33 protein-coding genes and 1 pseudogene are annotated in these 22463 nt (G+C 39.5%); 4 read left to right on the forward strand and 30 right to left on the reverse strand.

The window, feature by feature from the left end:
* The 8 genes and pseudogenes from trpCF to FIM44_RS04900 form a co-directional block, all read right to left on the reverse strand.
* Positions 1 to 1359, reverse strand: coding sequence for a bifunctional indole-3-glycerol-phosphate synthase TrpC/phosphoribosylanthranilate isomerase TrpF (gene trpCF / locus FIM44_RS04865; protein ID WP_140579277.1), 1359 nt, complete (start codon positions 1357 to 1359; stop codon positions 1 to 3).
* Positions 1352 to 2359 carry an anthranilate phosphoribosyltransferase gene (gene trpD, locus FIM44_RS04870; RefSeq protein WP_140579278.1) on the reverse strand — a complete coding sequence of 336 codons (1008 nt, stop codon included), beginning with the start codon at positions 2357 to 2359 and terminating at the stop codon, positions 1352 to 1354. The genes trpCF and trpD overlap by 8 nt, the downstream gene beginning before the upstream one ends.
* Entirely contained in the window at positions 2356 to 2940 is a 585-nt protein-coding gene (locus tag FIM44_RS04875) for an aminodeoxychorismate/anthranilate synthase component II (protein ID WP_140579279.1), read from the reverse strand. The genes trpD and FIM44_RS04875 overlap by 4 nt, the downstream gene beginning before the upstream one ends.
* Positions 2937 to 4439, reverse strand: coding sequence for an anthranilate synthase component I (trpE, locus tag FIM44_RS04880; protein WP_140579280.1), 1503 nt, complete (start codon positions 4437 to 4439; stop codon positions 2937 to 2939). Before trpE ends, FIM44_RS04875 begins: the two co-directional genes overlap by 4 nt.
* 65 nt (positions 4440 to 4504) lie before the next feature.
* Positions 4505 to 4615 (reverse strand): annotated as a pseudogene (locus FIM44_RS04885) (type II restriction endonuclease); the annotation flags it as partial.
* A gap of 45 nt (positions 4616 to 4660) precedes the next feature.
* Positions 4661 to 6118: a glycosyltransferase family 9 protein gene (locus FIM44_RS04890; RefSeq protein WP_140579281.1), complete on the reverse strand. Its 1458-nt coding sequence runs from the start codon at positions 6116 to 6118 to the stop codon at positions 4661 to 4663.
* Between the two features lie 100 nt (positions 6119 to 6218).
* The gene (locus tag FIM44_RS04895) at positions 6219 to 7259 is read right to left on the reverse strand and encodes a glycosyltransferase family 9 protein (protein WP_140579282.1); all 1041 of its coding nucleotides are present in this window, start codon (positions 7257 to 7259) and stop codon (positions 6219 to 6221) included.
* Positions 7260 to 7326: 67 nt separating this feature from the next.
* Positions 7327 to 8064 (reverse strand): 5'-nucleotidase, lipoprotein e(P4) family, encoded by a 738-nt coding sequence (locus FIM44_RS04900; RefSeq protein WP_140579283.1) that lies wholly within the window; start codon positions 8062 to 8064, stop codon positions 7327 to 7329.
* A 130-nt stretch (positions 8065 to 8194) separates the two neighbouring features.
* Here FIM44_RS04900 and FIM44_RS04905 point away from each other — a divergent pair, with 130 nt between their 5' ends.
* The 4 genes from FIM44_RS04905 to FIM44_RS04920 all read left to right on the forward strand — a co-directional run bounded on the left by FIM44_RS04905 (position 8195) and on the right by FIM44_RS04920 (position 11392).
* Entirely contained in the window at positions 8195 to 8743 is a 549-nt protein-coding gene (locus tag FIM44_RS04905) for a YceI family protein (protein ID WP_140579284.1), read from the forward strand.
* A 606-nt stretch (positions 8744 to 9349) separates the two neighbouring features.
* Positions 9350 to 10006, forward strand: a complete 657-nt coding sequence (gene tenA / locus FIM44_RS04910) for a thiaminase II (protein WP_140579285.1) — start codon at positions 9350 to 9352, stop codon at positions 10004 to 10006.
* Positions 10007 to 10127: 121 nt separating this feature from the next.
* Positions 10128 to 10790, forward strand: a complete 663-nt coding sequence (gene pnuC / locus FIM44_RS04915) for a nicotinamide riboside transporter PnuC (protein WP_140579286.1) — start codon at positions 10128 to 10130, stop codon at positions 10788 to 10790.
* Positions 10778 to 11392, forward strand: coding sequence for a thiamine diphosphokinase (locus FIM44_RS04920; RefSeq protein ID WP_140579287.1), 615 nt, complete (start codon positions 10778 to 10780; stop codon positions 11390 to 11392). The genes pnuC and FIM44_RS04920 overlap by 13 nt, the downstream gene beginning before the upstream one ends.
* Before the next feature lie 643 nt (positions 11393 to 12035).
* On the opposite strand, the gene rplQ is transcribed toward FIM44_RS04920, so the two are convergent.
* From rplQ to rpsC, 22 genes are all read right to left on the reverse strand, one after another.
* The gene (rplQ, locus tag FIM44_RS04925) at positions 12036 to 12386 is read right to left on the reverse strand and encodes a 50S ribosomal protein L17 (protein ID WP_001216119.1); all 351 of its coding nucleotides are present in this window, start codon (positions 12384 to 12386) and stop codon (positions 12036 to 12038) included.
* Positions 12386 to 13420, reverse strand: coding sequence for a DNA-directed RNA polymerase subunit alpha (locus tag FIM44_RS04930; protein ID WP_000864515.1), 1035 nt, complete (start codon positions 13418 to 13420; stop codon positions 12386 to 12388). The genes rplQ and FIM44_RS04930 overlap by 1 nt, the downstream gene beginning before the upstream one ends.
* An 11-nt stretch (positions 13421 to 13431) precedes the next feature.
* Entirely contained in the window at positions 13432 to 14058 is a 627-nt protein-coding gene (rpsD, locus tag FIM44_RS04935; RefSeq protein WP_000135247.1) for a 30S ribosomal protein S4, read from the reverse strand.
* Positions 14059 to 14067: 9 nt separating this feature from the next.
* Positions 14068 to 14463, reverse strand: a complete 396-nt coding sequence (gene rpsK, locus FIM44_RS04940; protein WP_001129289.1) for a 30S ribosomal protein S11 — start codon at positions 14461 to 14463, stop codon at positions 14068 to 14070.
* A 22-nt stretch (positions 14464 to 14485) separates the two neighbouring features.
* Positions 14486 to 14848, reverse strand: coding sequence for a 30S ribosomal protein S13 (gene rpsM, locus FIM44_RS04945; RefSeq protein WP_000090803.1), 363 nt, complete (start codon positions 14846 to 14848; stop codon positions 14486 to 14488).
* A gap of 3 nt (positions 14849 to 14851) precedes the next feature.
* The gene (gene rpmJ, locus FIM44_RS04950) at positions 14852 to 14965 is read right to left on the reverse strand and encodes a 50S ribosomal protein L36 (RefSeq protein WP_000868339.1); all 114 of its coding nucleotides are present in this window, start codon (positions 14963 to 14965) and stop codon (positions 14852 to 14854) included.
* Between the two features lie 78 nt (positions 14966 to 15043).
* Positions 15044 to 15262 carry a translation initiation factor IF-1 gene (infA, locus tag FIM44_RS04955; protein WP_000090248.1) on the reverse strand — a complete coding sequence of 73 codons (219 nt, stop codon included), beginning with the start codon at positions 15260 to 15262 and terminating at the stop codon, positions 15044 to 15046.
* Complete coding sequence (gene map / locus FIM44_RS04960) at positions 15262 to 16023, reverse strand: type I methionyl aminopeptidase (protein WP_140579288.1); 762 nt, start codon at positions 16021 to 16023, stop codon at positions 15262 to 15264. Before map ends, infA begins: the two co-directional genes overlap by 1 nt.
* Positions 16023 to 17285, reverse strand: coding sequence for a preprotein translocase subunit SecY (secY, locus tag FIM44_RS04965; RefSeq protein WP_001030183.1), 1263 nt, complete (start codon positions 17283 to 17285; stop codon positions 16023 to 16025). The genes map and secY overlap by 1 nt, the downstream gene beginning before the upstream one ends.
* A 37-nt stretch (positions 17286 to 17322) precedes the next feature.
* Positions 17323 to 17724, reverse strand: coding sequence for a 50S ribosomal protein L15 (rplO, locus tag FIM44_RS04970; protein ID WP_000522167.1), 402 nt, complete (start codon positions 17722 to 17724; stop codon positions 17323 to 17325).
* Positions 17725 to 17741: 17 nt separating this feature from the next.
* Complete coding sequence (gene rpsE, locus FIM44_RS04975; protein ID WP_001860543.1) at positions 17742 to 18185, reverse strand: 30S ribosomal protein S5; 444 nt, start codon at positions 18183 to 18185, stop codon at positions 17742 to 17744.
* Between the two features lie 14 nt (positions 18186 to 18199).
* Entirely contained in the window at positions 18200 to 18556 is a 357-nt protein-coding gene (gene rplR, locus FIM44_RS04980) for a 50S ribosomal protein L18 (protein ID WP_000991872.1), read from the reverse strand.
* A gap of 13 nt (positions 18557 to 18569) precedes the next feature.
* Positions 18570 to 19106, reverse strand: coding sequence for a 50S ribosomal protein L6 (gene rplF / locus FIM44_RS04985; protein ID WP_140579289.1), 537 nt, complete (start codon positions 19104 to 19106; stop codon positions 18570 to 18572).
* 10 nt (positions 19107 to 19116) lie between these two features.
* Complete coding sequence (rpsH, locus tag FIM44_RS04990) at positions 19117 to 19512, reverse strand: 30S ribosomal protein S8 (RefSeq protein ID WP_000245802.1); 396 nt, start codon at positions 19510 to 19512, stop codon at positions 19117 to 19119.
* 9 nt (positions 19513 to 19521) lie between these two features.
* Positions 19522 to 19707: a type Z 30S ribosomal protein S14 gene (locus FIM44_RS04995; protein WP_001085694.1), complete on the reverse strand. Its 186-nt coding sequence runs from the start codon at positions 19705 to 19707 to the stop codon at positions 19522 to 19524.
* 9 nt (positions 19708 to 19716) lie between these two features.
* Entirely contained in the window at positions 19717 to 20262 is a 546-nt protein-coding gene (gene rplE / locus FIM44_RS05000; protein WP_000467365.1) for a 50S ribosomal protein L5, read from the reverse strand.
* Between the two features lie 12 nt (positions 20263 to 20274).
* Entirely contained in the window at positions 20275 to 20496 is a 222-nt protein-coding gene (gene rplX, locus FIM44_RS05005) for a 50S ribosomal protein L24 (RefSeq protein ID WP_140579290.1), read from the reverse strand.
* Positions 20496 to 20864, reverse strand: coding sequence for a 50S ribosomal protein L14 (rplN, locus tag FIM44_RS05010; RefSeq protein ID WP_000616110.1), 369 nt, complete (start codon positions 20862 to 20864; stop codon positions 20496 to 20498). Before rplN ends, rplX begins: the two co-directional genes overlap by 1 nt.
* 2 nt (positions 20865 to 20866) lie before the next feature.
* Positions 20867 to 21127, reverse strand: coding sequence for a 30S ribosomal protein S17 (rpsQ, locus tag FIM44_RS05015; protein WP_001092746.1), 261 nt, complete (start codon positions 21125 to 21127; stop codon positions 20867 to 20869).
* 13 nt (positions 21128 to 21140) lie between these two features.
* Complete coding sequence (gene rpmC / locus FIM44_RS05020) at positions 21141 to 21341, reverse strand: 50S ribosomal protein L29 (protein ID WP_000877884.1); 201 nt, start codon at positions 21339 to 21341, stop codon at positions 21141 to 21143.
* A complete protein-coding gene (gene rplP, locus FIM44_RS05025) occupies positions 21328 to 21753 on the reverse strand; it encodes a 50S ribosomal protein L16 (RefSeq protein ID WP_000928961.1) in 426 nt (141 codons plus the stop codon). Before rplP ends, rpmC begins: the two co-directional genes overlap by 14 nt.
* A gap of 2 nt (positions 21754 to 21755) precedes the next feature.
* Positions 21756 to 22460, reverse strand: coding sequence for a 30S ribosomal protein S3 (gene rpsC, locus FIM44_RS05030; protein WP_140579291.1), 705 nt, complete (start codon positions 22458 to 22460; stop codon positions 21756 to 21758).
* Positions 22461 to 22463: the final 3 nt, after the last annotated feature.

Genomic DNA, 22463 nt, shown 5'->3' on the forward strand with positions numbered 1-22463 from the left:
TTAATACTCTCTTAAAATTCGGGCTAATCGCTTGATTGTATCCTTATTTTTAATCCCAGGGCTTGTTTCTAAACCGGAATTGAAATCCAACCCCAACGCTTTAATTTTCAAGGCTTTTTGAATATTATCCAAATTAAGCCCACCAGCTAACATGAAAGGCGTTTTGACATTTTCTAAAACACCCCAATCAAAACTCACGCCATTGCCTCCCATTTTATCCCCCTTAGTGTCGTATAAGATGAGAGAGGCTTCTTTAGCTTTAGGCGCTAAATCGTTAGCGTCCATCACATTCACTACTTGCCAGATCGCGCAAGTTTTAGGGAGCGATTTTTTTAATTGAGCGATTTCTTGTTGCGAATAGCCATAAAGCTGCACCGCTTTTAAATCAAGCTTTTTAGCGATTTTTTGAATTTTTTTAATCCTATCTTTCACAAACACGCCCACAAAATCCAATTTTTGAACCGCTTTTGTGATTTTTAGGGCTTCTTTAGGCTTGATGTATCTGGGCGAAGATTTTTCAAAAATCAAACCCCCATAAATAAAATGGTTTTTATAAACGGCTTTAGCGTCTTTAATTTTTGTAAGCCCGCACACTTTATTTTCGCCTAAAATCAATTTAATACACGCTTTTTTCAAATCCTTTTCTTTCATTAAAGAGCTGCCCACTAAAAAGCCATTCACATAAGGGGCTAGGGCTTTGATTTGCGCATGCGAATGAATACCGGACTCACTCACCACGAGCGCGTCTTTAGGCAAGAGAGAGCGCAATTTGAGCGTGTTGTTAATGTCGGTTGTTATGGTGTGTAAATCCCTGTTATTGATGCCTATAATGTCGTATTGGAGTTTGAGCAAGCGCTCAATTTCTTGCTGGTTAGAAACTTCAGTTAGCACGCTCATGTTTAAGGATTTAGCGAGGTTGAAAAGCTCTGAATAATTTTTATCATCTAATACGCTTAACATTAAAAGCACCGCATTAGCTCCCATCATTCTAGCGAGTTTGATTTGAAAAGCATCAATAATAAAATCTTTGCATAAAATGGGCTTAGTGGAATGTTGCGACACAATCTTAATGTTTTCATAAGAGCCTAAAAAATGCTTGGAATCGGCTAAAACCGAAATACAAGAGGCGAATTTTTCATAAGTTTTGGCTATTTTCAACAGATCAAAATCCTTTCTTATTAAACCTTTAGAGGGCGATGCTTTTTTGCATTCTAAAATAAAGCTAGTCTTTTTTTCTAGTAACGCCTTTTTGAAATCCCTATCGCTTGGGTTTATGTTTGTCGCTAAAGCGTGGTTTTTTTTGAGATCAGAGACTTCTAGGAGCTTGTCTTTAAGGATGTTTTCTAACACGCTAGGCATGGCTTAGCCTTATGATTTTTTGCAAATGCGTATAAGGCACTTTGGTTTTTAAATGCTCTAAAGTCATGCCCACGCCCTCTTTTAAATCTTTAGCCTTATGACTTAAATACAACAAACTCGCCACATTCGCCACAACCACCATCGTATGCGAATCCTTTCCTTTATTTTCTAAAATATCTAAACACGCTTGAACGCTTTCTTGTGCATTTTCAATCTGTAATTCTTTCAAATCATAGGGGGGTAAATCAAAATCTTTAGCGCTCAAGTCATACTCTAAAATTTCGTTATTTTTCAATTCACACGCATGCGTAGTATCGTGCAACACGATTTCATCTGTCCCCCCTCCATTAACCACCATCGCCCTTTTAACGCCTAAAGCCTTCAATGCTAGCGCCATAGTCTTACACAAGGATTTGTCATACACGCCTAAAAGCTGGATTTTGGGCCTTAAGGGGTTGATTAAAGGCCCTAAGCAATTAAAAATCGTTTTAGTGAAAAGCTCTTTTCTTAAAGGGGCGGATTTTTTAAAACTTTGATGGTATAAAGGCGCGAATAAAAACCCAAAATGCGTTTGTTTGAAACAATTCTCTAATTGCGTGGGATTCATTTCAATATTCACGCCTAAATTTTCCAACAAATCCGCGCTCCCGCTATGACTGGACACGCTCCTTGATCCGTGTTTAGCCATAGATAATCCCATAGAGCTGGCAATGAGTGCAGCAATCGTGCTGACGTTGATCGTTTTTAACCCATCGCCCCCTGTGCCGCAATTGTCTATTAAATCCAAACCGCTATTAAAAGGCTTATGGGCATGCTCTAAAAGCGTGGTTGCAGCAACGCTAATCTCCTTAAAGCTCTCGCCCTTGATTTTTAAAGCGCATAAAATGGCCCCAAGTTGCACTGGGCTTACTTTTTCGTGGATAATAAGGGTGAATAATTTTTTGATTTCTTCATCGTTTAAGTCTTTTTGATGGTATAGAGCGTTTAAAATCTCTTTCATGATAACCCTTCTAAAAACCTCATGCTTTGTTCTAACAACGCCCTCCCCTGTAAAGTCATGATGCTTTCAGGGTGGAATTGATAGGCTAAAATCTTGTCTTCTTCATTGATAATGGCCATAGGGATATTGTCATGCTCAGCGATCACTTCTAAATTTTTAGGCAACCCGCTTGCCATTAAAGAATGGTAACGCCCCACCACCATGCTCTCCCCTAAACCTTTAAAAACGGCATGCTTTTTGAGCGCAATAGTCGTCGCTTTGCCATGCACGATTTCTTTACTCCTTATGATTTTAGCCCCATAGCTTTGCGCTAAAGCCTGTAAGCCTAAACAAACCCCTAAAATGGGGAATTTCTTTTTAGCCATTGTAATGATTTTTAAAAGATTGCCTGAACTATTAGGATTACCTGGCCCGGGTGAAATGAACAATAAAGGGGTTTTTGATTCTTCATTCATCAAATCCATAAGATAACTCGGATCAATATCGTTTTGATAAACGGCCACTTCATAACCCAAACACTCTAATTCATACACCAAGTTATAAGAGAAAGAATCAAAATTATCTATAAAAAAGATTTTCATAAGATTGTTTTCCTGATCGCATCAATAAGGGCTTGCGCTTTGGCTCTTGTTTCATTCGCTTCGTTTTTAGGCACGCTGTCTAACACAATACCGGCTCCTGCTTGGATCACGGCCCTATTGTTTTTGACAAAACATGAACGGATGGTGATGCAAGAATCCATAGAACCCTCGCTGTTTAAATACCCCACACTCCCCCCATAAGAGCCTCTCCTTTGGTTTTCCAATTGGTAAATGAGCCTGATCGCAGAGATTTTAGGCGCCCCGCTAAGCGTGCCGGCGTTCATAAAGCTCCTGTAAGCATGCAAACTATCGCACCCTTTTTTCAATTCCCCAACCACCCTTGAGACTAAATGCATGACATTGGAATACTTATCCACTTTTAAAAGCTTATCGCAATAGCGCTTTTTTGAAACTCTGGCCATGTCGTTTCTGGCTAAATCCACTAGCATGATGTGTTCAGCCCTTTCTTTATAGTCGTGTTGCAAATCAAATTCCATTTTACTATCTAAATCGTAATCAATATTGCCTTGCTTGTCTTTGCCTCTTAAACGGGTGCCAGCAATGGGATAAATTTCAGCCGTATTGGTTAAAGCGTTGTATTTTAAAGCGCTCTCAGGGCTTGCCCCAAAAAGAATAAAATCGCTGTCTTTGATATAGAACATATAGGGGCTAGGATTAGAGAGCTTTAAATGGTAATACGCGCTCAAACCCTCCAAGCACTCCATATAAAAGCTGCGCGACAACACCGCTTGAAAGATCTCGCCCTTTTTGATTTCTTCTTGTAAGGATAGCACTCTTTTTTCAAACTCGCTATCATCACAACTAACGCTAACTTCTGTGCTTTGCTTGGATTTTTTAGGGATAAAGTCGCTTTTGATGTTTTTAGCCAACTCTTTTAAGTCTTGTAATTCTTTAGCTATCTCTGTTTTAAAGCGTTCATCAAAACACGCCCCCAAAATTTCAGCGCTTTTTTCTTTATGGTCTATGATGATCAAATTTTGCGCGACATAAAATATAAAGTCATGCGCGGTGTTGTCTTGCGCTTTTAAGTGGGGCAAGTCTTCAAAAAAATTGAGCATTTCAAAAGAAAAAACGCCCGCGCTTAAAAGCGTAAAGGGGTGTTTGAGTTTTGTTTTAACGCTTTTAAAAAGCCCCCTTAAAGCGTCAAAAGGGCTAGGCTCAAAGAGCTTTAAAAACTCATCTTGCGTTTTTTTATTTTTGGTGTAGGTTAAAATTAGGGCATTGTCTTGTATGGGCGTTTTAAAAAACGCGCTCAATTTTTGCAAAAACGCCCCGCCATTAGGCGTTAGGCTAGTGATAGTTACGATATTGTGGTTGCAAATGAGCTTCAAACAGGCTTTAGCCATTAAAAGGGATTTGGTGTGCGCTTTGCTCTCAACCTCAGCGCTTTCAAAAAGCAAGGTGTGCTGTTGCTCTAATTTTTCATAAAGAGCTAGGGGATAGGGAATGTAAGGGGCTTTTTCTATTAGACTAACCATCAATTTCTTTACACTAAAAATAAACCTGTATTTTACAAGAAATAGATAAATGGGCAATAAATATGCTAATGAGTGAGCGTTTTCAAAAATTCCAAGACATTCTGCTCTCTTAAAATGTGGTTGGGCGAAAAGAAGCTTTCAATCTGGTGGTGGTTAGAAAATTCCCTTTTATGCTTTTACAATCTAAAGCTGAAGTTATCTTCTAAAAGCTTGTAACGCAATCAAACTCGTTCAAAATAGGTTGCTTCTTTGGTATTAGATGGCGCATCTTCTTTCAAGAGATGGGGCGCAAAACGTTTAATGGCGCTAATAATATCTTGCGGGTTCACAAAATCCACTGGTGGGTGTGGCATAGTCATGGCTTTGAACATCCAGTTACTAGACCTAGAAATTATTTTTTGAAAATCCCTTGGATAGATCATGTGGATATTAGGGCCAATTTCCTTTGGGTAGGGGTGGAATCTTGGGCTTGAGAGACCCGAAGAGACTATGAACGCATGAGAGATTTTCAAACAAGCGCTCAAATGCGTGATGGAAGACTCATTGCCCATCACAAAACTAGCGTTCTTTAAAAGATGGAGATATTCTACCAAATCGGTTTGATTGACTAAAGAAATGGCATTTTTGTGGCGTTTTAGAATGGAATTGGCAAGCTTTTCATCTTTTTTAGAATTCCCGCAAAGAACGAGTTGGTAGTCAGGATTTAAAAAATAGATCATCTCATCAAAGCGCTTATACACTCTAAAATCATCGCTAGCTCCGAGATTCAACACGCCATAAGGTGGTTTTAGAATATTCTTAAACTTTTCATACTCAAAAGCGATGGGGAGTTTTAATTCAAGTTCAACAAACCCTATATCCACGCCTTTAAAATGCTTAAAAAAAGACTGAAAAAAATCTTGATTTGAATCATAGAGAAATTGCGGCACTTCTTTAGGATAGAACAAATGCGTGTAAAAGCTTTTTCTAATTTCCCCTCTCCTTCTATAATCAGTCCTAAAGAAAGATTCTATTGGGTGGGTGCAAAAAACCCCCACTTTATTTTCGGCAATCAAGTGCTTTATAATAGCGTCTTCTTTAGTTGAAAAATAAAACATAGAACTATTAATGCATATCTCATAGCTTTCTTTTCTCAAATTAGAAACATCTTCGTAGCGTTTTCTCATGAATTTTGGGAGAAAAAATAACAATTCTTTTAATTTTGAAAGGTGTGAGCCATTAGCGCCAATCCGCAAGTATTTTTCCCAGTAAATGTTATCTAAAAAGATAAACTTATCTATATATTGGGAATCGCAATGGATTGCCATATCCTTGATAGTAGCGTTTCCAATAAAGGTGGTTTCATAATCTTCAAAATATTTTTTAAAAAGAGGTAAAAAATTGCGATAGAGTATATAATCTCCAATAATGTCCAAGCGGATAAAACATAAGGTTTTTTTACGGATGGGTGGAGAAGCAGGCTTTGTAAGAGTGAGCAATCTGTCTAGTTGGTTTTGGATGCGAATAAGGCTATCTTTTTGAAAGGAATAACGACCGTTAAAGAACCTTCTAATAACAGGAATCTTTTGAATAAGAGGAATTTTTGCAATGGTTGCAACCATCAAAACGAAAGCTATATAAGGGTAATAATAAAGATAAGATAATTTTGATTTTAAAAACAAAGAGAGTAAAGACTTCAAAAAATAGCTCCTATTTTTAGCGTTCATAATGTAAAATCCACGCAAACAACATTATAGAATAAACAAAGGTATGATTATAGCAAAAAGCCTCTTATCAAAGCTACATCTTGCGGTAATTGATAAAACCCACAATCTTTTCACCCTCTTTTTCAATGTCAATCAAACCCATATCGTTTGAGCCATTAGGTGGGGTGATGCCTAAAAAACGCTCATTGAAAGGCCGCCATCTGGCAATAGAAGCACTGAGTTCGTTAGGATAAAACCCGATAGATTGGTTGTCAAACAAAGCGTTCACATGCAAAGGGCCTGAAGCGTTCCCAATATAGACGCTTAAATTCGCGCACAATTTGGCTAAATCCACTAAACTATGACTCGTATCATAGAGGTGAGCGAAAGGGACTTTTTTAAAGAGTTCTTCTGTGGCTTTCCTCTCGCCTGGTCCGCAAATAAGAATGATCTCACAACTCAAATTCTTGTATAAAAAATCAATCAGCTCAATGAAATGCGAAGCAGGCAATACGGGCGAACTGCCTCCGCTATGCATATGCACACCAATCCACAACAAACCAACATCAGCGTTGAGTTTTGAAGCGATAATCAATCGCTCTTTGGGTTTGTCTTTAAGCTTCCATGCGATTTTTTTAAGTGGAGCGTTAGGGAGATTATGATCTTTGCAAAACACATGGATGAGATCCAAATTGTATTCGTATTCGGTTTTTAAACACAGCGATCGGCTTTGGCGCACGCTCTTTTGATAAAGCCAAGAATAGATTTTAGTCTTTGGGGCTAGGATATAAGGAATAAATTTTCTCAAACTAAAAGCGAGTCTGGCGTTTTTAAAATTAGAAAATAAAAAGATAAGAGCGTCAATGGATTTGCTTTTGAGAGTGGCACTCAAATGGTTATCTTCTATAATGACTTCATCAATGAAAGGGAATTCTAAAGCGATTGGGGTGGTATAGCTAGGTACAACCACGCCCAAATACACTTCCTTGCCTTTTTCTAAAAAAGCTTGCTTTAGAGCGATTAAAGCGGGTATGGCTAAAATAAAATCGCCTAACTTATCGTTACGGATCACAAAAACTTTTTGAGAGTTTTTCTTATCTTTGCATTTTAAATCTTCAAACCCTACAAAATCCATAGCTCCGCCTAAGAGATCAAATTTATTGTCATGTTAGCAAAAATCGTTCTTATGCGATGGATAAATTTTATTTTTTATTCTGCCATGCTTTTATAGGCTCATCTTCCCATGTGCCATAAAGAGAGTTGGGTAAAATGATCCACTCTGTGCCGAATTTTTGAGCGTTTTGCAAGACTTTAGCTCGTTGTTCTTGGCTGTTTTTAGCGTCTTTAGCAAAAATAGCGTCAAAATCATGCAAAGTGTCGCCCACTTGTAAAACAATCTCATAATCCTTAGCGACTAATTCTCGCCTAACGGCTTTAGGCTTGCCTTTTTCTTTCAATAAAACGGATTCTTCGCTCACTTGGGGGAGTTTAAAACTTTTGAGCGTTTTTAAAGTGAATGCCTTATTTTTTTGCGTGCGGTTAGAAATGTAAAAAATCTTAACGCCCTTAGAATTAGCGTATTCTAAAAAGTCTAGTGCTCCAGGAATGAGCGTGAGAGAGCCTTCTTTTTCAAATTTATCCCAAGTTTCTGGGGTGTATTTGATGCAATTTTTGATCAAATAGCCCGCATAATCAAAAGTGTTTAAAACGGTTTCATCTAAATCCAAGATGACGGCTGGCTTTTTGTCTTTAACGAGCTTGAGATTATTGTCTAGCGCCATTTCCGCCATTTTGTAACTTTGCAATTGCAAGGCCCTAATTTCAGCGCTTTGCTGATGATACTTAACGCTTCTTGTTAGGGGCGAAACGCATTCTTTGGCATTTAAAACACTCATCAAACTCAATCCTAATAAAACTGATGCAAGGGTCTTTTTTATCATAACAACACCTACCTAATGGGGATTTTTTGTATTATACCCTAAAACAAATGATTAGGAGTATTTTTCATTAACCGAATTACCGAATTGTTGTATAATTGGCGTTTTTAATTCAAAATGAAGCGAGGAAACAATGAAAAAAGCGTTAATGTTCACCCTTTTGGGCGTTAGTCTGGCATTTGCAAAACCTTATACGATTGATAAGGCGAACTCTAGCGTGTGGTTTGGGGTTAAACACTTCAAATTCAATGAAACAAGAGGCGTGTTTGATAGTTTTGATGGCAAAATTGATGCCGATCCTAATACCAAAGCTCTCAATGTTTTTGAAGGCAAAATTGATATTAAAAGCATTAACACTAGGAACAAAAAAAGAGACGACCATCTTAAAACAGCAGAGTTTTTTGATGCGCTAAAATACCCAAAAGGAAGCTTTAAAATGACAAAATACGAAGATGGTAAAATCCATGGGGATTTGACCCTTCATGGCGTAACCAAACCTGTCGTATTGGAAGCCAAAATCCAAGCCCCCTTACAAAACCCCATGAATAAAAAAGAATTCATGGTGCTACAAGCTGAAGGCAAAATCAATCGTAAGGATTTTGGTATCGGTAAAACCTTTAGCGATGCTGTCGTTGGAGATGAGGTAAAGATTGAAATCAACCTAGAAGCTTACGCCCAATAAACTTTTTGCAAGAAACAAGTTTTTGTTTCTTGTAGTTTTCTTTTCTAATAGTAGTCTTTATCCTGCCCAATATCTCAAAACATCAAGCCTTTAATAGCGTTTTTACACCAACCGCTTAAAAATTGAACGCCTATTTTGAAATATATTAGACGCTTTTTTATTTTTATGCTAAACTATTTGAAGTTTCAGCCGATATGACTTAATACAGAGGTTAAACCGATCATAAATAGTAAGGTTGATTCCATCTCGCTCTGTAATAGGTTTGAAACCATGCATCTAAGATTGACTCCTATCTTGTAAGTGCCATACTGCAAGTTCCCATAATAAAAACTTCTAAAAATAAAAACCTACAGAGCGAGATGGAATTAACCTTTTATGATCACAAATGATAGCCAGTCTTAAACAACATAAAGGCAATACAAGCCTTATAATATCATTGATCGCTATTCAAAATCACAGATATTTTAATACAGCGTTCCATTTTTGAAAGCAAGAGCTTATTTTGAAAGCAAGAGCTTACTCACAAACCTTTTTAAAAACAAATTTTTATACCATATCGCAAGTTTTCGTGTTAGAATGCACTGAATTGATTTTAGGAGTGTCAAAATGCAAGTTTCACAATATCTGTATCAAAATGCGCAATCTATTTGGGGGGATTGTATTTCCCATCCGTTTGTTCAAGGCATAGGGCATGGGACTTTAGAAAGAGATAAATTCCGTTTTTATATCATTCAGGATTATTTGTTTCTTTTAGAATACGCTAAGGTGTTTGCTTTGGGCGTAGTTAAGGCTTGTGATGAAGCGGTGATGAGGGAGTTTTCTAACGCTATACAAGATATTTTGAATAACGAGATGAGTATCCATAACCATTACATTAGAGAACTTCAAATCACTCAAAAAGAATTGCAAAACGCGCACCCCACTCTAGCGAATAAATCCTATACAAGCTACATGCTCGCTGAAGGGTTTAAGGGTTCTATCAAAGAAGTTGCGGCGGCTGTTCTATCTTGTGGCTGGAGCTATTTAGTGATCGCGCAAAATTTAAGCCAAATCCCAAACGCTTTAGAACATGCCTTTTATGGGCATTGGATTAAGGGCTATAGTTCCAAAGAATTTCAAGCGTGCGTAAATTGGAATATCAACTTGCTTGATTCCCTCACTCTCACTTCTTCAAAACAAGAAATTGAAAAATTAAAGGAGATTTTTATCACTACAAGCGAATACGAATATCTGTTTTGGGATATGGCGTATCAAAAAAGCTAATTCTCATTGATTTATGTTACAATCAAAATAAAGGGGTGCTTTTTAAAAACGCTCAAGTTTTTAAAAGGCTGAGATCAAACCCGTAGAACTTGTCAAGGTAATTCTTGCGTAAGGAAATAGCATGTTAATAACCACCCAACTACCCAAACGATTTTACGCCACACTCATTCTTTCTTGCGTGTTTTTGATCGTTACTAATATTCTTGTCAAAGGCTCGTTTATCAATCTTTTAGCAGGGCTTAGTGGGGTTTTGTATGCGTTTTTTGCCGGAGAAAGGCAAACAATTTGCTTTGTGTTTGGTCTTGTTTATAATTTGAGTTACGCTTATGTCGCTTATCAGTGGAAATTAAACGCTGATGTGATTTTATGCCTTTTTTTGTATATGCCGGTAACGATTTATGGGCTATTTGCGTGGAAAAAGACAGAGCAGCATGAAGGCGCTATTAAGGCTCAAAAACTTTCCAAAAATTGGCGTTTTACGCTCGTTTTAGGCATAGGGGTTTTAACTTATATGAGTGCTTTGTTTTTTAAAGAGATTAAAACGAATTTTTTATGGGCAGAGAGTTTTAATTTCGTCATCTTTATTATTGCTTTTATTTTGCAGGTTTTGCGTTATATGGAGAGTTATGTTTTAATGACTTTGGGGAATATCGTGTCCATTATCGTGTGGTTTTGTATTTTCCAAATTTCTGCAGAGAGCTTGGTGCAACTCTTCACAACGATTCTATACCTTTTTATTGGCATGTATTATTTTAACCGCTGGAACCAGTCATGCAAGCAGTGATTTTAGCGAATGGGGAGTTTCCTAAATCTCAAAAATGCTTAGACATTTTAAAAAACGCTCCCTTTTTAATCGCATGCGATGGGGCTGTCCAGTCCTTGCATGCGCTTCAATTCAAACCCAGCGTTGTTATAGGCGATCTAGATAGCATTGATTCGCATTTGAAAGCCTTGTATAACCCTATATGCGTGAGTGAACAAAACAGCAACGATCTATCCAAAGCCTTTTTTTATGCTTTGAATAGGGGCTGTGATGATTTTATTTTTTTAGGGTTGAATGGCAAGCGAGAAGATCACGCTTTAGCGAACACTTTTTTATTGTTGGAGTATTTTAAATTTTGCAAAAAAATCCAAGCCATAAGCGACTATGGTCTTTTTAGGGCGCTAGAAACCCCTTTTGCTTTGCCCAGTTTTAAAGGGGAACAAATCTCGCTTTTTAGCTTAGATCTTAAAGCCCAATTCACTTCCAAAAATCTCAAATACCCCTTAAAAAACTTGCGTTTAAAAACGCTCTTTTCTGGCTCGCTCAATGAAGCCACAGATAGTTTTTTTAGCCTTAGCTCTGAACCTAAATCGGTGGTGTTGGTGTATCAAAAGTTCTTATGAGCGGGGTTTTATTAGGCAAATTTTTATCTGTATATTATGCCAAGTTAAGGAGCATTTGAATAAGCAAGTATAAAAAGATTGATTCAGTCTCGCTTTGTGTGGAAAAGGCGGTTGTAGTTTGCGTTTTCATTATGCATTGTGTGGCGGACACAATGATAGGAGTTTATCATTTTTTTAACAAAACCACTACAAAGCGAACAAATCAACCCATCACTCATATCGGCTAAAATTCAAAGCAGTTTAGCATAAAAAATAACCAAGATCTAGCATGTCTAAAAACACAATCCATCTAACTCAATCTTCAGCAGTTGGATTTCTTAAGATCATCAAAACAATTGGAAATCTCAATAAAAATGCAAGAAATACCACTCAATTAAAGGGTGGGATAGAAGCGAGTTTTGAGTTTATTTTAATTTTTTAAAAAATGAGATTTTAGTTACTTTATTTTTGCCGTTTGGAGATTATCGCTTAACTAAGCTCTTTTATATTTTGATTACAGAAAACACTTTTAGCATTTTTTAAATTTTATAATTAACGCTCAATAAAACAAAATCAAAGCTTTTAAGTGCTTCTTTTAAAAAGATAAAATCAAAGCGATAACTACCAACCAAGACTAAAATCTTGGCTAGCAGCCCGTCAAATTTCACACAAATTCAATGGTGGCCAGAGTGGAAGCGTCCCCTCTTCTAAAAGTGGTGCGCTGGATTCTGGTGTATCCGCCGTTCCTTTGCGCATATTTGGGCGCGATTTCGGTTACAAGCTTGTGGGTGGCTTCTTTGTTTTGCAAATACGCAAAAACATGGCGGTGCGCGTTAAAATCGCCCACACGAGCCGCTGTCGTTAATTTCTCAATGTAACTGCGCAATTCCTTAGCTTTATAAATCCCTGTTTCAATTTTGTTATGCTCAATCAAAGCGATCGCTAAATTCTTTAATAACGCCTTTCTGTGCGAGCTGGTTCTCCCAAGCTTGCGGTATCCGTGTTTGTGTCTCATCAGTCGTTACCTCCTTTATCTTCTAATTTTTCTAATCTTTTCTTTAAACTCTCTCTTTGTTCAGAGCTTAATTCTGTGCCTACCGGATAGCCCAAATCATTCAATTTTTCAGCGATTTCATCATAGGATTTTTTACCCATGTTCTTCACGCCCTTAAGCTCTTCTTCGCTCATCAAAACCAATTCGCCCACATACTTGATGCCGATTTTATCCAAGCAATTAAAACACCTAGCACTCAAATTCATGCTTTCAATCTTAGCGCTCAAGTCTTTAGCGTCATCTCTTTGAGCGTAATCGCCTGAATACTCCGTGTTAGCAATGGGTCTTTCGCCAAAAACGCCTAGTTGCTTGCTCATCACTTTCACCGCTGATAAAAACGCTTTATAAGGGTCAATCTGCCCGTCTGTTTCAATATCAAAAATGATTTTTTCATAGTTGGGATCGCCCTCAACCAAAACATTTTCAATCTCATAAACGACCTTTTTAATCGGCGTGAAAGAACCGTCTAGCGGCATGTAGCCCTCAGGCATCAATTCCCTTGTGTTTTCGCTTGGGACATACCCCATCCCTTTATAGATAATGAGCGAAAAATTCAATTGAGCGTCTTCGTTGATTGTGGCTAGAGGCATTTCAGGATTGACGATTTCTATATGATCAGAATTCAAATCCCTAGCCCTAAGCTCCATAGGCCCTTTAAAAGAATAATCCACCACAACCGATTGGTTTTCTAAAGAGCTATCCTGCCCCACTAACGCCTTGGCTATAAAGCGGATATTTTTTAAATTCATGATAAAAAGCGACACATCTTCAGTAACCCCCCTTAAAGAGTCAAACTCATGATGCACACCTTCAATCTTTAAACCTACAGGAGCATACCCCACAGAGCTTAAAAGCAAGAGCCTTCTAATAGGATGAGCGAGCGTAACAGCGTAACCAAACTCAAATGGAGCCAGAGAAATCTTAACCCGATTGCCCTCTTTCTCTAGCACCTTAATTTCTGATGGGATCAAAGGTGCTGTTTTGATAACTTTCATGCTCTAACCCCTTACTTAGAATACAATTCTACAATGAGTCTTTCTTCAATAGGGACAACCACTTCTTCTCTTTCAGGGTAGCGGGTGAAGATGCCGTATTTTTTATCTTTTTCCACATCAATCCATGGCACAATCCCTGTTTGAGCTGTCAATTCCATCGCGCGCACCACTTGAGGGTTGCTCTTGGTTTTTTCTTTGATCTCAATTTTTTGTCCTGAACGCACGAAATAAGAGGGAATATCCAAACGCTTACCATCCACAAGCACATGCCCATGCGTTACCAATTGCCTAGCAGAGCTTCTAGTGGTCGCAAACCCCATGCGATAGACAACATTGTCCAATCTTCTTTCAATCAAGCGGATAAGGTTTTCACCCGTATTGCCGTCCAAGCGATTGGCTTCCACGAAAATACTCCTGAATTGCTTTTCAGAAATGCCATACATCATTTTGGCTTTTTGCTTTTCTTTCAATTGCAACCCGTAATCAGAAGTCTTAGCGCGTCTTTGCCCATGCTGGCCTGGTCCATAAGCCCTTTTATCTAGCGCGCTCTTCCCGCTCAATCGCCTTTCACCTTTTAAAGCTAAAGAAACCCCAAAACGCCTTTCTAGTCTTTCTACTGCGCCTCTATATCTTGCCATAAAGCCTCCTTACACTCTTCTTCTTTTAGGGGGTCTGCAACCATTATGAGGGAGCGGGGTGATGTCTTTAATCCAAAGCACTTTAACGCCCTCTGTCGCGCCCACGCTCTTAATGGCGGTCTCACGCCCACTACCTGGCCCTTGAACCTTAATGCCCACTTCTTTAACGCCATGCTCTTTAGCCTTGCTTAGAGCGCTTTCTACAGCTTGTTGGGCCGCATAAGGGGTGGATTTTTTAGAGCCTTTAAACCCTAAACCGCCCGCCGTGCTCCAGCAAATCACATTGCCCATTTCATCAGTGATAGTGATGTTGGTATTATTAAAGGTCGCTGAAATATAAACAACCCCTCTAGCAATATTCTTTTTGACTACTTTCTTTTTAGCCGTTACATTTCTCTTAGCCATTAAATCATCATCTCCTTATTTGCTACTTGCTACCCACGGTTTTTTTCTTACCCTTACGAGTCCTAGCATTATTTTTAGTGGTTTGGCCTCTTACAGGGAGCCCCTTACGATGCCTGATCCCACGATAATTCCCTAAGTCCATTAAAGATTTAATATCCATTTGAACTTTTTTACGCAAATCGCCCTCTACTAGGTAGCTTTGTTGGATTTTTTTAGCGATGCTAGACACTTCATCTTCATTCAATTCATGCACACGCTTGTCAAAAGAAATGCCCACCGCTTCTAAAATCTCTCTGGAACTCTTAAGCCCAATCCCATAAATATAGGTAAGGGCATACTCTACTCTCTTCTTTTTTGGTAAATCCACACCAGCAATCCTTGCCATGCTTTATCCTTGTCTTTGTTTGTGTTTAGGGGTAGCGCAGATCACTCTAATAACGCCCCTTCTTTTAATAATTTTGCACTTATCGCACATCTTTTTCACTGATGGCCTGACTTTCATGATTGTTCTCCTTTGAAAAAATTAGGCACTACTAAAAACTTTTATACTAACATATTTTCATTGAAATAACCCTTAAATTCATTTATATCTAAAAGTTATCCGACCCTTGTCTAAGCTGTAGGGCGTAAGCTCTAGCTTGACCCTATCGCCTAAAGCAATCCTAATATAGTGCATGCGCATCTTTCCAGAAATACGGCACAACACCACATGCTTATTGTCTAATTCCACCTTAAAAGTGGCGTTAGGCAACGCCTCAATCACTTTCCCATCCACTTCTATAACATCATCTCTTGCCATTAATGCTCCGTAAGAATCACTGCTTTATTACCAACTATAGCGATAGTATGCTCATGGTGGCTTGTGTTAAGCCCATCCACTGAAACCACGCTCCACTTATCCGCTAGTATTTTAGGCTCGCCTTGTTTTTGACACACCATAGGCTCTAAGCAAAATACCATGCCCTCTTTGATTTTAGGGCCGCTATTAGGTTTAACGCCTTTTTCTAGGTAGTTGGGGATTTCTGGCTCTTCATGGGGTTTTTTACCAATGCCATGCCCGCAAAATCCCTTCAAAGGCACAAAGCCCCTTTCTGTAATAGCGCCCTCTAAAATCTGACTCAACTCCTTAAAATGCATACCCACTCTAATTGAACTAATGGCATGCATCAAGCTCTCTTTAGAGCAAGCGAGCAATTTTTCATCTTGCAAGCTTATTATGCCTATAGGAAGCGTGAGGGCCGAATCGCCATAATAGCCATCCACCTCCACCCCCAAATCCAAGCCTATAATATCCCCTTCTTGTAAAACATAATCCGTAGGAATGCCATGAATAACCACTTCATTTAAGGACATGCACACCGAGTTGGGGAATCCATACAGCCCCTTAAAAGCAGGCCTGGCATGAGAGGATTTGATAAAATCTTCAGCCATTTTATCCAGCTCTAAAAGTGAAACCCCAGGCCTTACTTCTCGCTCTAAAAGGGCTAACGCTTGAGCGGTTAATTCCCCGGCTTTTCTTAGAGCTTTGATTTCCTTTGGGCTTTTAATAGAGATTGCCATTAAAAGCCTACCGCGCTTAAAGTTTTATACTTGCTCATATAAATTTGCGCTTCAATCTTTTTCATGGTATCAATAGCGACCTGAACCACAATCAGCACCGCTGTGCCTCCAAAGTAAAAAGGCACGCCCATAGCCTTAACCAAAATCCAAGGCACGGTAGAAATGAGTGCCAAATACAATGAACCCCACAAAGTGAGCTTGCTCGCTACAGAATTTAAAAACGATGAAGTCCCCTCTCCAGGCCTAAGCCCTGGAATATACCCGCCATTACGCCTCAAATTATCCGCAATATCCTTAGAATTGAACACGATAGAAGAATAGAAGTAAGCAAAAAAGATGATGAGCAAGAACATCAAAATATTATATGCATACCCTTGCGGGCTTAAAAAATCCGCAATCGCTTGCAAAGTTTTGTTGCTTGTGGCTTGCTGTAAAATCGTAGAAGGGAACACCAGCAAAGCTGAAGCAAAAATAGGGGGGATCACCCCGCTTAAATTCAACTTAATAGGAATGTAATTCATGATACGCTTGTTTTGGTTTTGCATCACCACTTTACGCGCATAAGAAATAGGGATCCTACGCTCAGCTAATTCCACATAGATAATCGCAAAAATAGTCGCCAAAACAATCAGCACAATACCGATGAGCATTAAGATATTAATAACGCCCGTATTGACCAAATTGAATGTGCCTGAAATAGCTGATGGGATCCCTGAAACAATCCCGGCAAAAATAATAAGGCTAATCCCATTCCCCACGCCCCTTTGCGTGATTTGCTCCCCTATCCACATAAGCAGCATCGTCCCTGTAAGCATAGAAAACGCTGAAACGATCATAAAGACTTGCATATCAATCATGATCGCTCCATTGGCTCCTCCACTAATGCTCCTTAAGCCCACTGAAACGCTCACCGCTTGGATTAGGGTGATTAAAATGGTCAAATAGCGCACGATTTGCATGTATTTTTGCATGCCGTCTCGCTCTTTTTTCATTTTAGCTAAGTTGGGGAAAGTCGCGCTCAAAAGCTCCATGATGATTGAAGAAGTGATGTAGGGCATGATACCCAAAGAGATGATGCTCAAGCGAGAAACCGCATTCCCGCTAAACATGTTAAACAACCCCAAAGCGTTGTTGGAATTGCTGTCAAAAAAAGCCTTGATCGCTGCTAAATCTACGCCAGGAATGGGGATATAAGCTAAGACTCTGTAGAGAAATAAAAAACCCAAAGTGATAAGTATCTTACTAGCAATAGCTTTATTCATAATAACTTATTCCTCTTAAATCAATCTGATAGGGGCATTACTTCTGCCCGCTTGTTTTGATTCTCTCATCTTTAATTTTAGAAGCTAGGTTTTTAGCGTCTTTACCGATCAATTTCACGCCTTCAATATAAAGGGGGAAATGGTGTAAAGCGCGCAAGCTTGAAAAAGTGATTTCTTCTAAATTTTTAATCGCTTCATTCTTTTCCACATTGATAGAATAGATATGAGAATCTTTAGTCCTAAAACCTATTTTAGGCAAACGGCGTTGTAAGGGTTGCTGCCCTCCTTCAAAGCCTCTTTTAGCCTTATAACCTGTCCTTGCGGTTTGGCCTTTACCGCCTCTTGTGGCAGTCTTTCCCATCCCGCTTCCTTGACCACGACCCACTCGTTTGATTTTCTTAACGCTACCTTTAGCCGGTTTTAAATTTTCTAATCCCATCATCATATCCTTTTTAACTACGCCTTGATTTTCGCTAAAGCGTCAAAAGTCGCGCGCACCACATTATAGGGGTTGTTGGAGCCTAAAGATTTGGTTAGAATATCCTTAATGCCTGCTAATTCCACGATAGGGCGCGTTGAACCCCCAGCAATCACTCCCGTTCCCTCACTTGCCGGTTTGAGTAAAATACGGCTTGCGTTGTATTTATGCTCAATGTCATGAGCGATAGTCGTGCCTTTAATCGTTACATGAATCAGGTTTTTAAACGCATCATCTACCGCTTTTTTAATCGCATCAGGGACTTCCTTAGCCTTGCCCAAACCAAAGCCTACAAGCCCATTTTTATTGCCCACAACCACTAAAGCGTTAAAACGAAACCGCCTACCGCCCTTAACCACTTTGGTTACACGGCCAATATTCACAACGACTTCTTGAAACTCTTCTCTGTTAATCTCTTCCATACCTTTCCTTTCTGTCATAGAGCGATCCCGTTCTCTCTCAAGCTTTCAGCAAACGCTGCCACCACGCCATGATAGAGGTAACCATTCCTGTCATAAACCGCTCGCTCAATCCCTGCTTTTTTCAATTCTTCAGCAAAGAGAGCGCCTAATTTTTTAGCGTCTTCTTGCGTGTTTTTAAAACCCATTTTCCTGCCGTCAATATGCGTTATAGTGCTTTGTTTAACATCATCAATCGCTTGCGCATAGAAATAGCGATTCGAACGAAAAACGCTCACCCTAGGTCTTAAATTATCGCCCAAGAGTTTGCTTTTAATCCTTAATTTTCGGCGATCTCTTAAGGCTTTCTTTTTATACAATGCTTTTGCGTTCATCACTCCACCTTATTTATTTTTTAGCTGTTTTACCAGCTTTTCTAATAATGACTTCATTGCCGTATTTCACGCCCTTGCCCTTGTATGGCTCTGGGGGTCTGAAGCTCCTGATTTCAGCGGCGACTTGCCCTACTTTTTGCTTATCGCTCCCTTTGATAGTGATCGTGTTTTTTTCCACCACCATTTCAATCCCTGCTGGAATGGGGTATTTCACCGGGTGGCTAAAACCCAAACTCAAATCCAAAGTTTTATTACCCAAAGCCACCTTATAGCCCACGCCATTGACTTCTAAAGTCTTACTAAAGCCAGTGCTTAAGCCTGTTACAATGTTGCTGGCTAACGCTCCATAAGTCCCCCAATAAGCCCTAGACTGCGCGTCTTCGCCCACAGGCTGGAAGCTCAATTGGTTGTTTTCAAGCGTGATTTTCACTCGGTTGTGAGTTTCTAACTCATGCTTTTCTTTATTGTTTTTAAAAAGAAGCTTGCTCCCTTCAACGCTCGCTTGCACAGAGCTTGGAATTTCAATGATTCTTTTCCCAATTCTTGACATTTTCAATCCTTTACCAAATGCTGCAAAGCACTTCGCCACCGACATTTTGTCTGTAAGCTTCTTCGTTGGTGATCACCCCTTTAGAAGTGCTTACCACAATCACGCCATAGCCATTTTTAAAGCGCTTCAACTCGTTTTTTTGTTTATACACACGGCGACCGGGCTTGCTTAAGCGCTTCACTTCGCTGATTTTTGAATGCCCTTTTTCATCATAAGCCAATTGCACATAAACCGATTGTTTCTTGTCTTTATCTTTGATGTTGAAATCTTTAATGAAACCTTTTTCTTTAAAAATCTCTAAAATAGAAACCACGATCTTTGCGTAATAAAGCTGTGTGAATTCCAAGCGGCGCATAGAAGCGTTTCTCAAACGAGTTAATGAATCTGCAATTATATCATTTACCATATCTTATCCTTACCAACTAGCTTTTCTCAAGCCTGGGATGAGTCCCTCACTGCCCATTTTTCTTAGGCACACCCTACAAAGTCCAAAATCCCTATAAACCGAATGAGGTCTCCCGCAAATGCGGCATCTGGTATAGGCTCTTACTTGGAATTTTGGTTTCCTTTGAGCCTTTGCTATCATTGATTTTTTAGCCATATTAACCCCTTATCTCACTTTTGCAAAAGGCAATCCAAGCAATTCTAACAACTTGAACGCTTCTTTATCGTTGTCCGTAGAAGTTACCATAGTGATGTTCATGCCATGACTGACCATAATGTCATCATAAACTACTTCCGGGAAAATCAACTGCTCATTGATCCCAAAGGTGTAATTCCCACGCCCATCAAAACCATTTCGTGAAATCCCTCTAAAGTCTTTCACTCTGGGTAACGAAATCACAATCAGCTTTTCTAAGAAATTATACATGCGTTTATTCCTTAAGGTAACTTTCGCCCCTACCGCCATGCCTTCTCTAATTTTAAAGCCTGCAACGGATTTTTTCGCTTTAGTGATAACCGCTTTTTGCCCCGCAATCAAAGAAATCGTTTGTGCGATATTTTGCATGATTTTCATGTCTTTTGCATGAGCCCCAGCGCCCACGCTGATAACGATTTTTTCTAGTTTGGGTAAAAGCATGGGGTTTTTGATGTCTAATTCTTGAGCGAGTTTTGCCCTCACTTCATTTTGATAAAATTGTTTCAAACCAAACATGTATCCAACTCCTTAGGCTTTCTTCACATTGGAAATGTGCATGGGCTTTTCTTTGTGGATAAAGCCCCCCTTAGGGTTATCGTCAGTAGGTTTAATCGCTTTTTTCACCACCTTACACCCTTCAACAACCACTTGAGAAGTCTTAGGCAACACCGCTAAAACCTTAACGACCTTACCCTTATCGTCTCCTGCAATGACTTTCACCATGTCATTTTTTTTGATTCCGCTTTTCATCATACAACCTCCGGCGCTAGAGAAATAATTTTCATGAAATTAGCGTAACGCACTTCTCGGCTCACTGGCCCAAAAATCCTTGTGCCAACCGGATCTTTTTTAGCGTCCAAAATCACCGCCGCATTGTCATCAAAACGCACCAAAGAACCATTTTTCCTTTGGATTTCTTTTTTCGTTCTCACTACAACGGCTTTGACGACTTGACCGCGCTTCACCTTACCATTAGGGATGGCTTTTTTCACGGAAGCCACGATCACGCTGCCCACGCTCGCATAGCGTTTATGGCTGCCTCCTAACACCTTAATGCACATGATTTCTTTAGCGCCGCTATTGTCAGCGACATTCAATCTTGTAAAACTCTGTATCATGCTTATACTCCCACTACTAAAATTTCTTTAAGCGTGAAAGACTTGGTTTTAGAAAGCGGTCTGCACTCAATCGCGCTCACAAAATCCCCTACTTTCACCTGATTGTTTTCATCATGAATGGTGTATTTTTTGAACTTTTTAACAATCTTGCGGTATTTTTCATGCACCACTTTTCTTTCCACAAGAATCACAGCGCTTTTTTCAGCAAACTTGCTGATAACCTTGCCTTGCACCAGCCTTTTATGCGGCTCTTTTGTATTCATTGCTTACCCTTTTTTACTCAACGCTAGAAGAATAATGTGCATTAATGGCCGTGTTAATGCGAGCGATATTTCTTCTGGCTTTCTTAATCTCGTTAGGATTACTCAATTGCATAGCCTTTAACTTAACGCGCAACTCAAAAAGCTCCGCTTTTTTAGCATGCAACAACTCTTCTAATTCCTTGATACTCTTATCTTTCAATTCAGTATATTTCATTTTCGCTCTCACAAGTTACAATTTTGGTTTTAAAAGGAAGTTTGCTCTGAGCTAACGCTAAAGCTTCTCTCGCTAGTCCTTCTTCAATGCCTAGCATTTCATAAACGATTCTGCCCGGCTTGATATTCATCACCCATTTTTCCACAGAGCCTTTACCTTTACCCATCCTGGTTTCTAAAGGCTTAGCGGTCAAAGGCTTATCGGGAAACACTCTAATCCACACCTTACCCGCTCTTTTAATGTGCCTTGTCATAGCCACCCTTGCGGATTCAATCTGGCGTGAATCAATCCTCCCATGCTCTATGGCTTTAATCGCAATATCCCCAAACGCAATGGAGTTACCCCGATGGGCTTTCCCGCGATTGCGCCCTTTCATTTGCTTTCTGTATTTTGTTCTTTTTGGCATTAACATGATTATTGCTTCCCTCTTCTGCTTCTTCTAGGCTCTCTTTCTTCTTTAGCCTCTTCTTTTTTCTCAAATTGGATGCCTTTTTGCAAAACTTCCCCTTTGAAAATCCACACTTTCACGCCAATAATACCATATACCGTCATCGCTTCAGCAAAGCCGTAATCAATTTTAGCCCTTAAGGTGTGTAAAGGCACGCGCCCTTCCATATACCATTCGGTGCGAGCGATTTCAGCCCCTGCTAAACGGCCAGAAACGCGCACCTTGATCCCTTTAGCGCCGGATTTTAACGCCGCTTGCATGACTTTTTTCATCGCGCGGCGGAAAGCGACCCTTTTTTCTAGCTGGGTGGCTACATTTTCTGCGGCTAATTGGGCGTCAGCTTGGGGGCATTTGACTTCTTTAATATTAATGGAGACTTCTTTTTTGATGAGCGTTTTTAGGCCTTCTTTGACTTTTTCAATATCCACGCCTTTTTTACCAATGATAAGCCCTGGGCGAGCCGCTACAACCGTAACGCGCAGTTTTTTAGCCGCTCTTTCAATCACAATCTCGCTCACGCCAGCATAATAAAGCTCTTTTTTAAGGAATTTCCTAATCTTATTGTCTTCATCAATATTGCTTGGAGCGGTGCGAGCGCTAGGGAACCATCTGGAAGTCCAATTCCTATTAATACCTAATCTTAAACCTACCGGATTAACTTTTTGTCCCATGCC

This window comes from Helicobacter pylori (genome assembly GCF_006440215.1).
Lineage (GTDB): Bacteria > Campylobacterota > Campylobacteria > Campylobacterales > Helicobacteraceae > Helicobacter > Helicobacter pylori_CS.

Bases quoted from the DNA above. Each gene is read 5' to 3' on its own strand.
- trpCF (WP_140579277.1), bottom strand. From the start codon at position 1,359: ATGCCTAGCGTGTTAGAAAACATCCTTAAAGACAAGCTCCTAGAAGTC.
- trpD (WP_140579278.1), bottom strand. From the start codon at position 2,359: ATGAAAGAGATTTTAAACGCTCTATACCATCAAAAAGACTTAAACGAT.
- FIM44_RS04875 (WP_140579279.1), bottom strand. From the start codon at position 2,940: ATGAAAATCTTTTTTATAGATAATTTTGATTCTTTCTCTTATAACTTG.
- trpE (WP_140579280.1), bottom strand. From the start codon at position 4,439: ATGGTTAGTCTAATAGAAAAAGCCCCTTACATTCCCTATCCCCTAGCT.
- FIM44_RS04895 (WP_140579282.1), bottom strand. From the start codon at position 7,259: ATGGATTTTGTAGGGTTTGAAGATTTAAAATGCAAAGATAAGAAAAAC.
- FIM44_RS04900 (WP_140579283.1), bottom strand. From the start codon at position 8,064: ATGATAAAAAAGACCCTTGCATCAGTTTTATTAGGATTGAGTTTGATG.
- FIM44_RS04905 (WP_140579284.1), top strand. From the start codon at position 8,195: ATGAAAAAAGCGTTAATGTTCACCCTTTTGGGCGTTAGTCTGGCATTT.
- tenA (WP_140579285.1), top strand. From the start codon at position 9,350: ATGCAAGTTTCACAATATCTGTATCAAAATGCGCAATCTATTTGGGGG.
- pnuC (WP_140579286.1), top strand. From the start codon at position 10,128: ATGTTAATAACCACCCAACTACCCAAACGATTTTACGCCACACTCATT.
- FIM44_RS04920 (WP_140579287.1), top strand. From the start codon at position 10,778: ATGCAAGCAGTGATTTTAGCGAATGGGGAGTTTCCTAAATCTCAAAAA.
- rplQ (WP_001216119.1), bottom strand. From the start codon at position 12,386: ATGAGACACAAACACGGATACCGCAAGCTTGGGAGAACCAGCTCGCAC.
- FIM44_RS04930 (WP_000864515.1), bottom strand. From the start codon at position 13,420: ATGAAAGTTATCAAAACAGCACCTTTGATCCCATCAGAAATTAAGGTG.
- rpsD (WP_000135247.1), bottom strand. From the start codon at position 14,058: ATGGCAAGATATAGAGGCGCAGTAGAAAGACTAGAAAGGCGTTTTGGG.
- rpsK (WP_001129289.1), bottom strand. From the start codon at position 14,463: ATGGCTAAGAGAAATGTAACGGCTAAAAAGAAAGTAGTCAAAAAGAAT.
- rpsM (WP_000090803.1), bottom strand. From the start codon at position 14,848: ATGGCAAGGATTGCTGGTGTGGATTTACCAAAAAAGAAGAGAGTAGAG.
- rpmJ (WP_000868339.1), bottom strand. From the start codon at position 14,965: ATGAAAGTCAGGCCATCAGTGAAAAAGATGTGCGATAAGTGCAAAATT.
- infA (WP_000090248.1), bottom strand. From the start codon at position 15,262: ATGGCAAGAGATGATGTTATAGAAGTGGATGGGAAAGTGATTGAGGCG.
- map (WP_140579288.1), bottom strand. From the start codon at position 16,023: ATGGCAATCTCTATTAAAAGCCCAAAGGAAATCAAAGCTCTAAGAAAA.
- secY (WP_001030183.1), bottom strand. From the start codon at position 17,285: ATGAATAAAGCTATTGCTAGTAAGATACTTATCACTTTGGGTTTTTTA.
- rplO (WP_000522167.1), bottom strand. From the start codon at position 17,724: ATGGGATTAGAAAATTTAAAACCGGCTAAAGGTAGCGTTAAGAAAATC.
- rpsE (WP_001860543.1), bottom strand. From the start codon at position 18,185: ATGGAAGAGATTAACAGAGAAGAGTTTCAAGAAGTCGTTGTGAATATT.
- rplR (WP_000991872.1), bottom strand. From the start codon at position 18,556: ATGAACGCAAAAGCATTGTATAAAAAGAAAGCCTTAAGAGATCGCCGA.
- rplF (WP_140579289.1), bottom strand. From the start codon at position 19,106: ATGTCAAGAATTGGGAAAAGAATCATTGAAATTCCAAGCTCTGTGCAA.
- rpsH (WP_000245802.1), bottom strand. From the start codon at position 19,512: ATGGTAAATGATATAATTGCAGATTCATTAACTCGTTTGAGAAACGCT.
- FIM44_RS04995 (WP_001085694.1), bottom strand. From the start codon at position 19,707: ATGGCTAAAAAATCAATGATAGCAAAGGCTCAAAGGAAACCAAAATTC.
- rplE (WP_000467365.1), bottom strand. From the start codon at position 20,262: ATGTTTGGTTTGAAACAATTTTATCAAAATGAAGTGAGGGCAAAACTC.
- rplX (WP_140579290.1), bottom strand. From the start codon at position 20,496: ATGAAAAGCGGAATCAAAAAAAATGACATGGTGAAAGTCATTGCAGGA.
- rplN (WP_000616110.1), bottom strand. From the start codon at position 20,864: ATGATACAGAGTTTTACAAGATTGAATGTCGCTGACAATAGCGGCGCT.
- rpsQ (WP_001092746.1), bottom strand. From the start codon at position 21,127: ATGAATACAAAAGAGCCGCATAAAAGGCTGGTGCAAGGCAAGGTTATC.
- rpmC (WP_000877884.1), bottom strand. From the start codon at position 21,341: ATGAAATATACTGAATTGAAAGATAAGAGTATCAAGGAATTAGAAGAG.
- rplP (WP_000928961.1), bottom strand. From the start codon at position 21,753: ATGTTAATGCCAAAAAGAACAAAATACAGAAAGCAAATGAAAGGGCGC.
- rpsC (WP_140579291.1), bottom strand. From the start codon at position 22,460: ATGGGACAAAAAGTTAATCCGGTAGGTTTAAGATTAGGTATTAATAGG.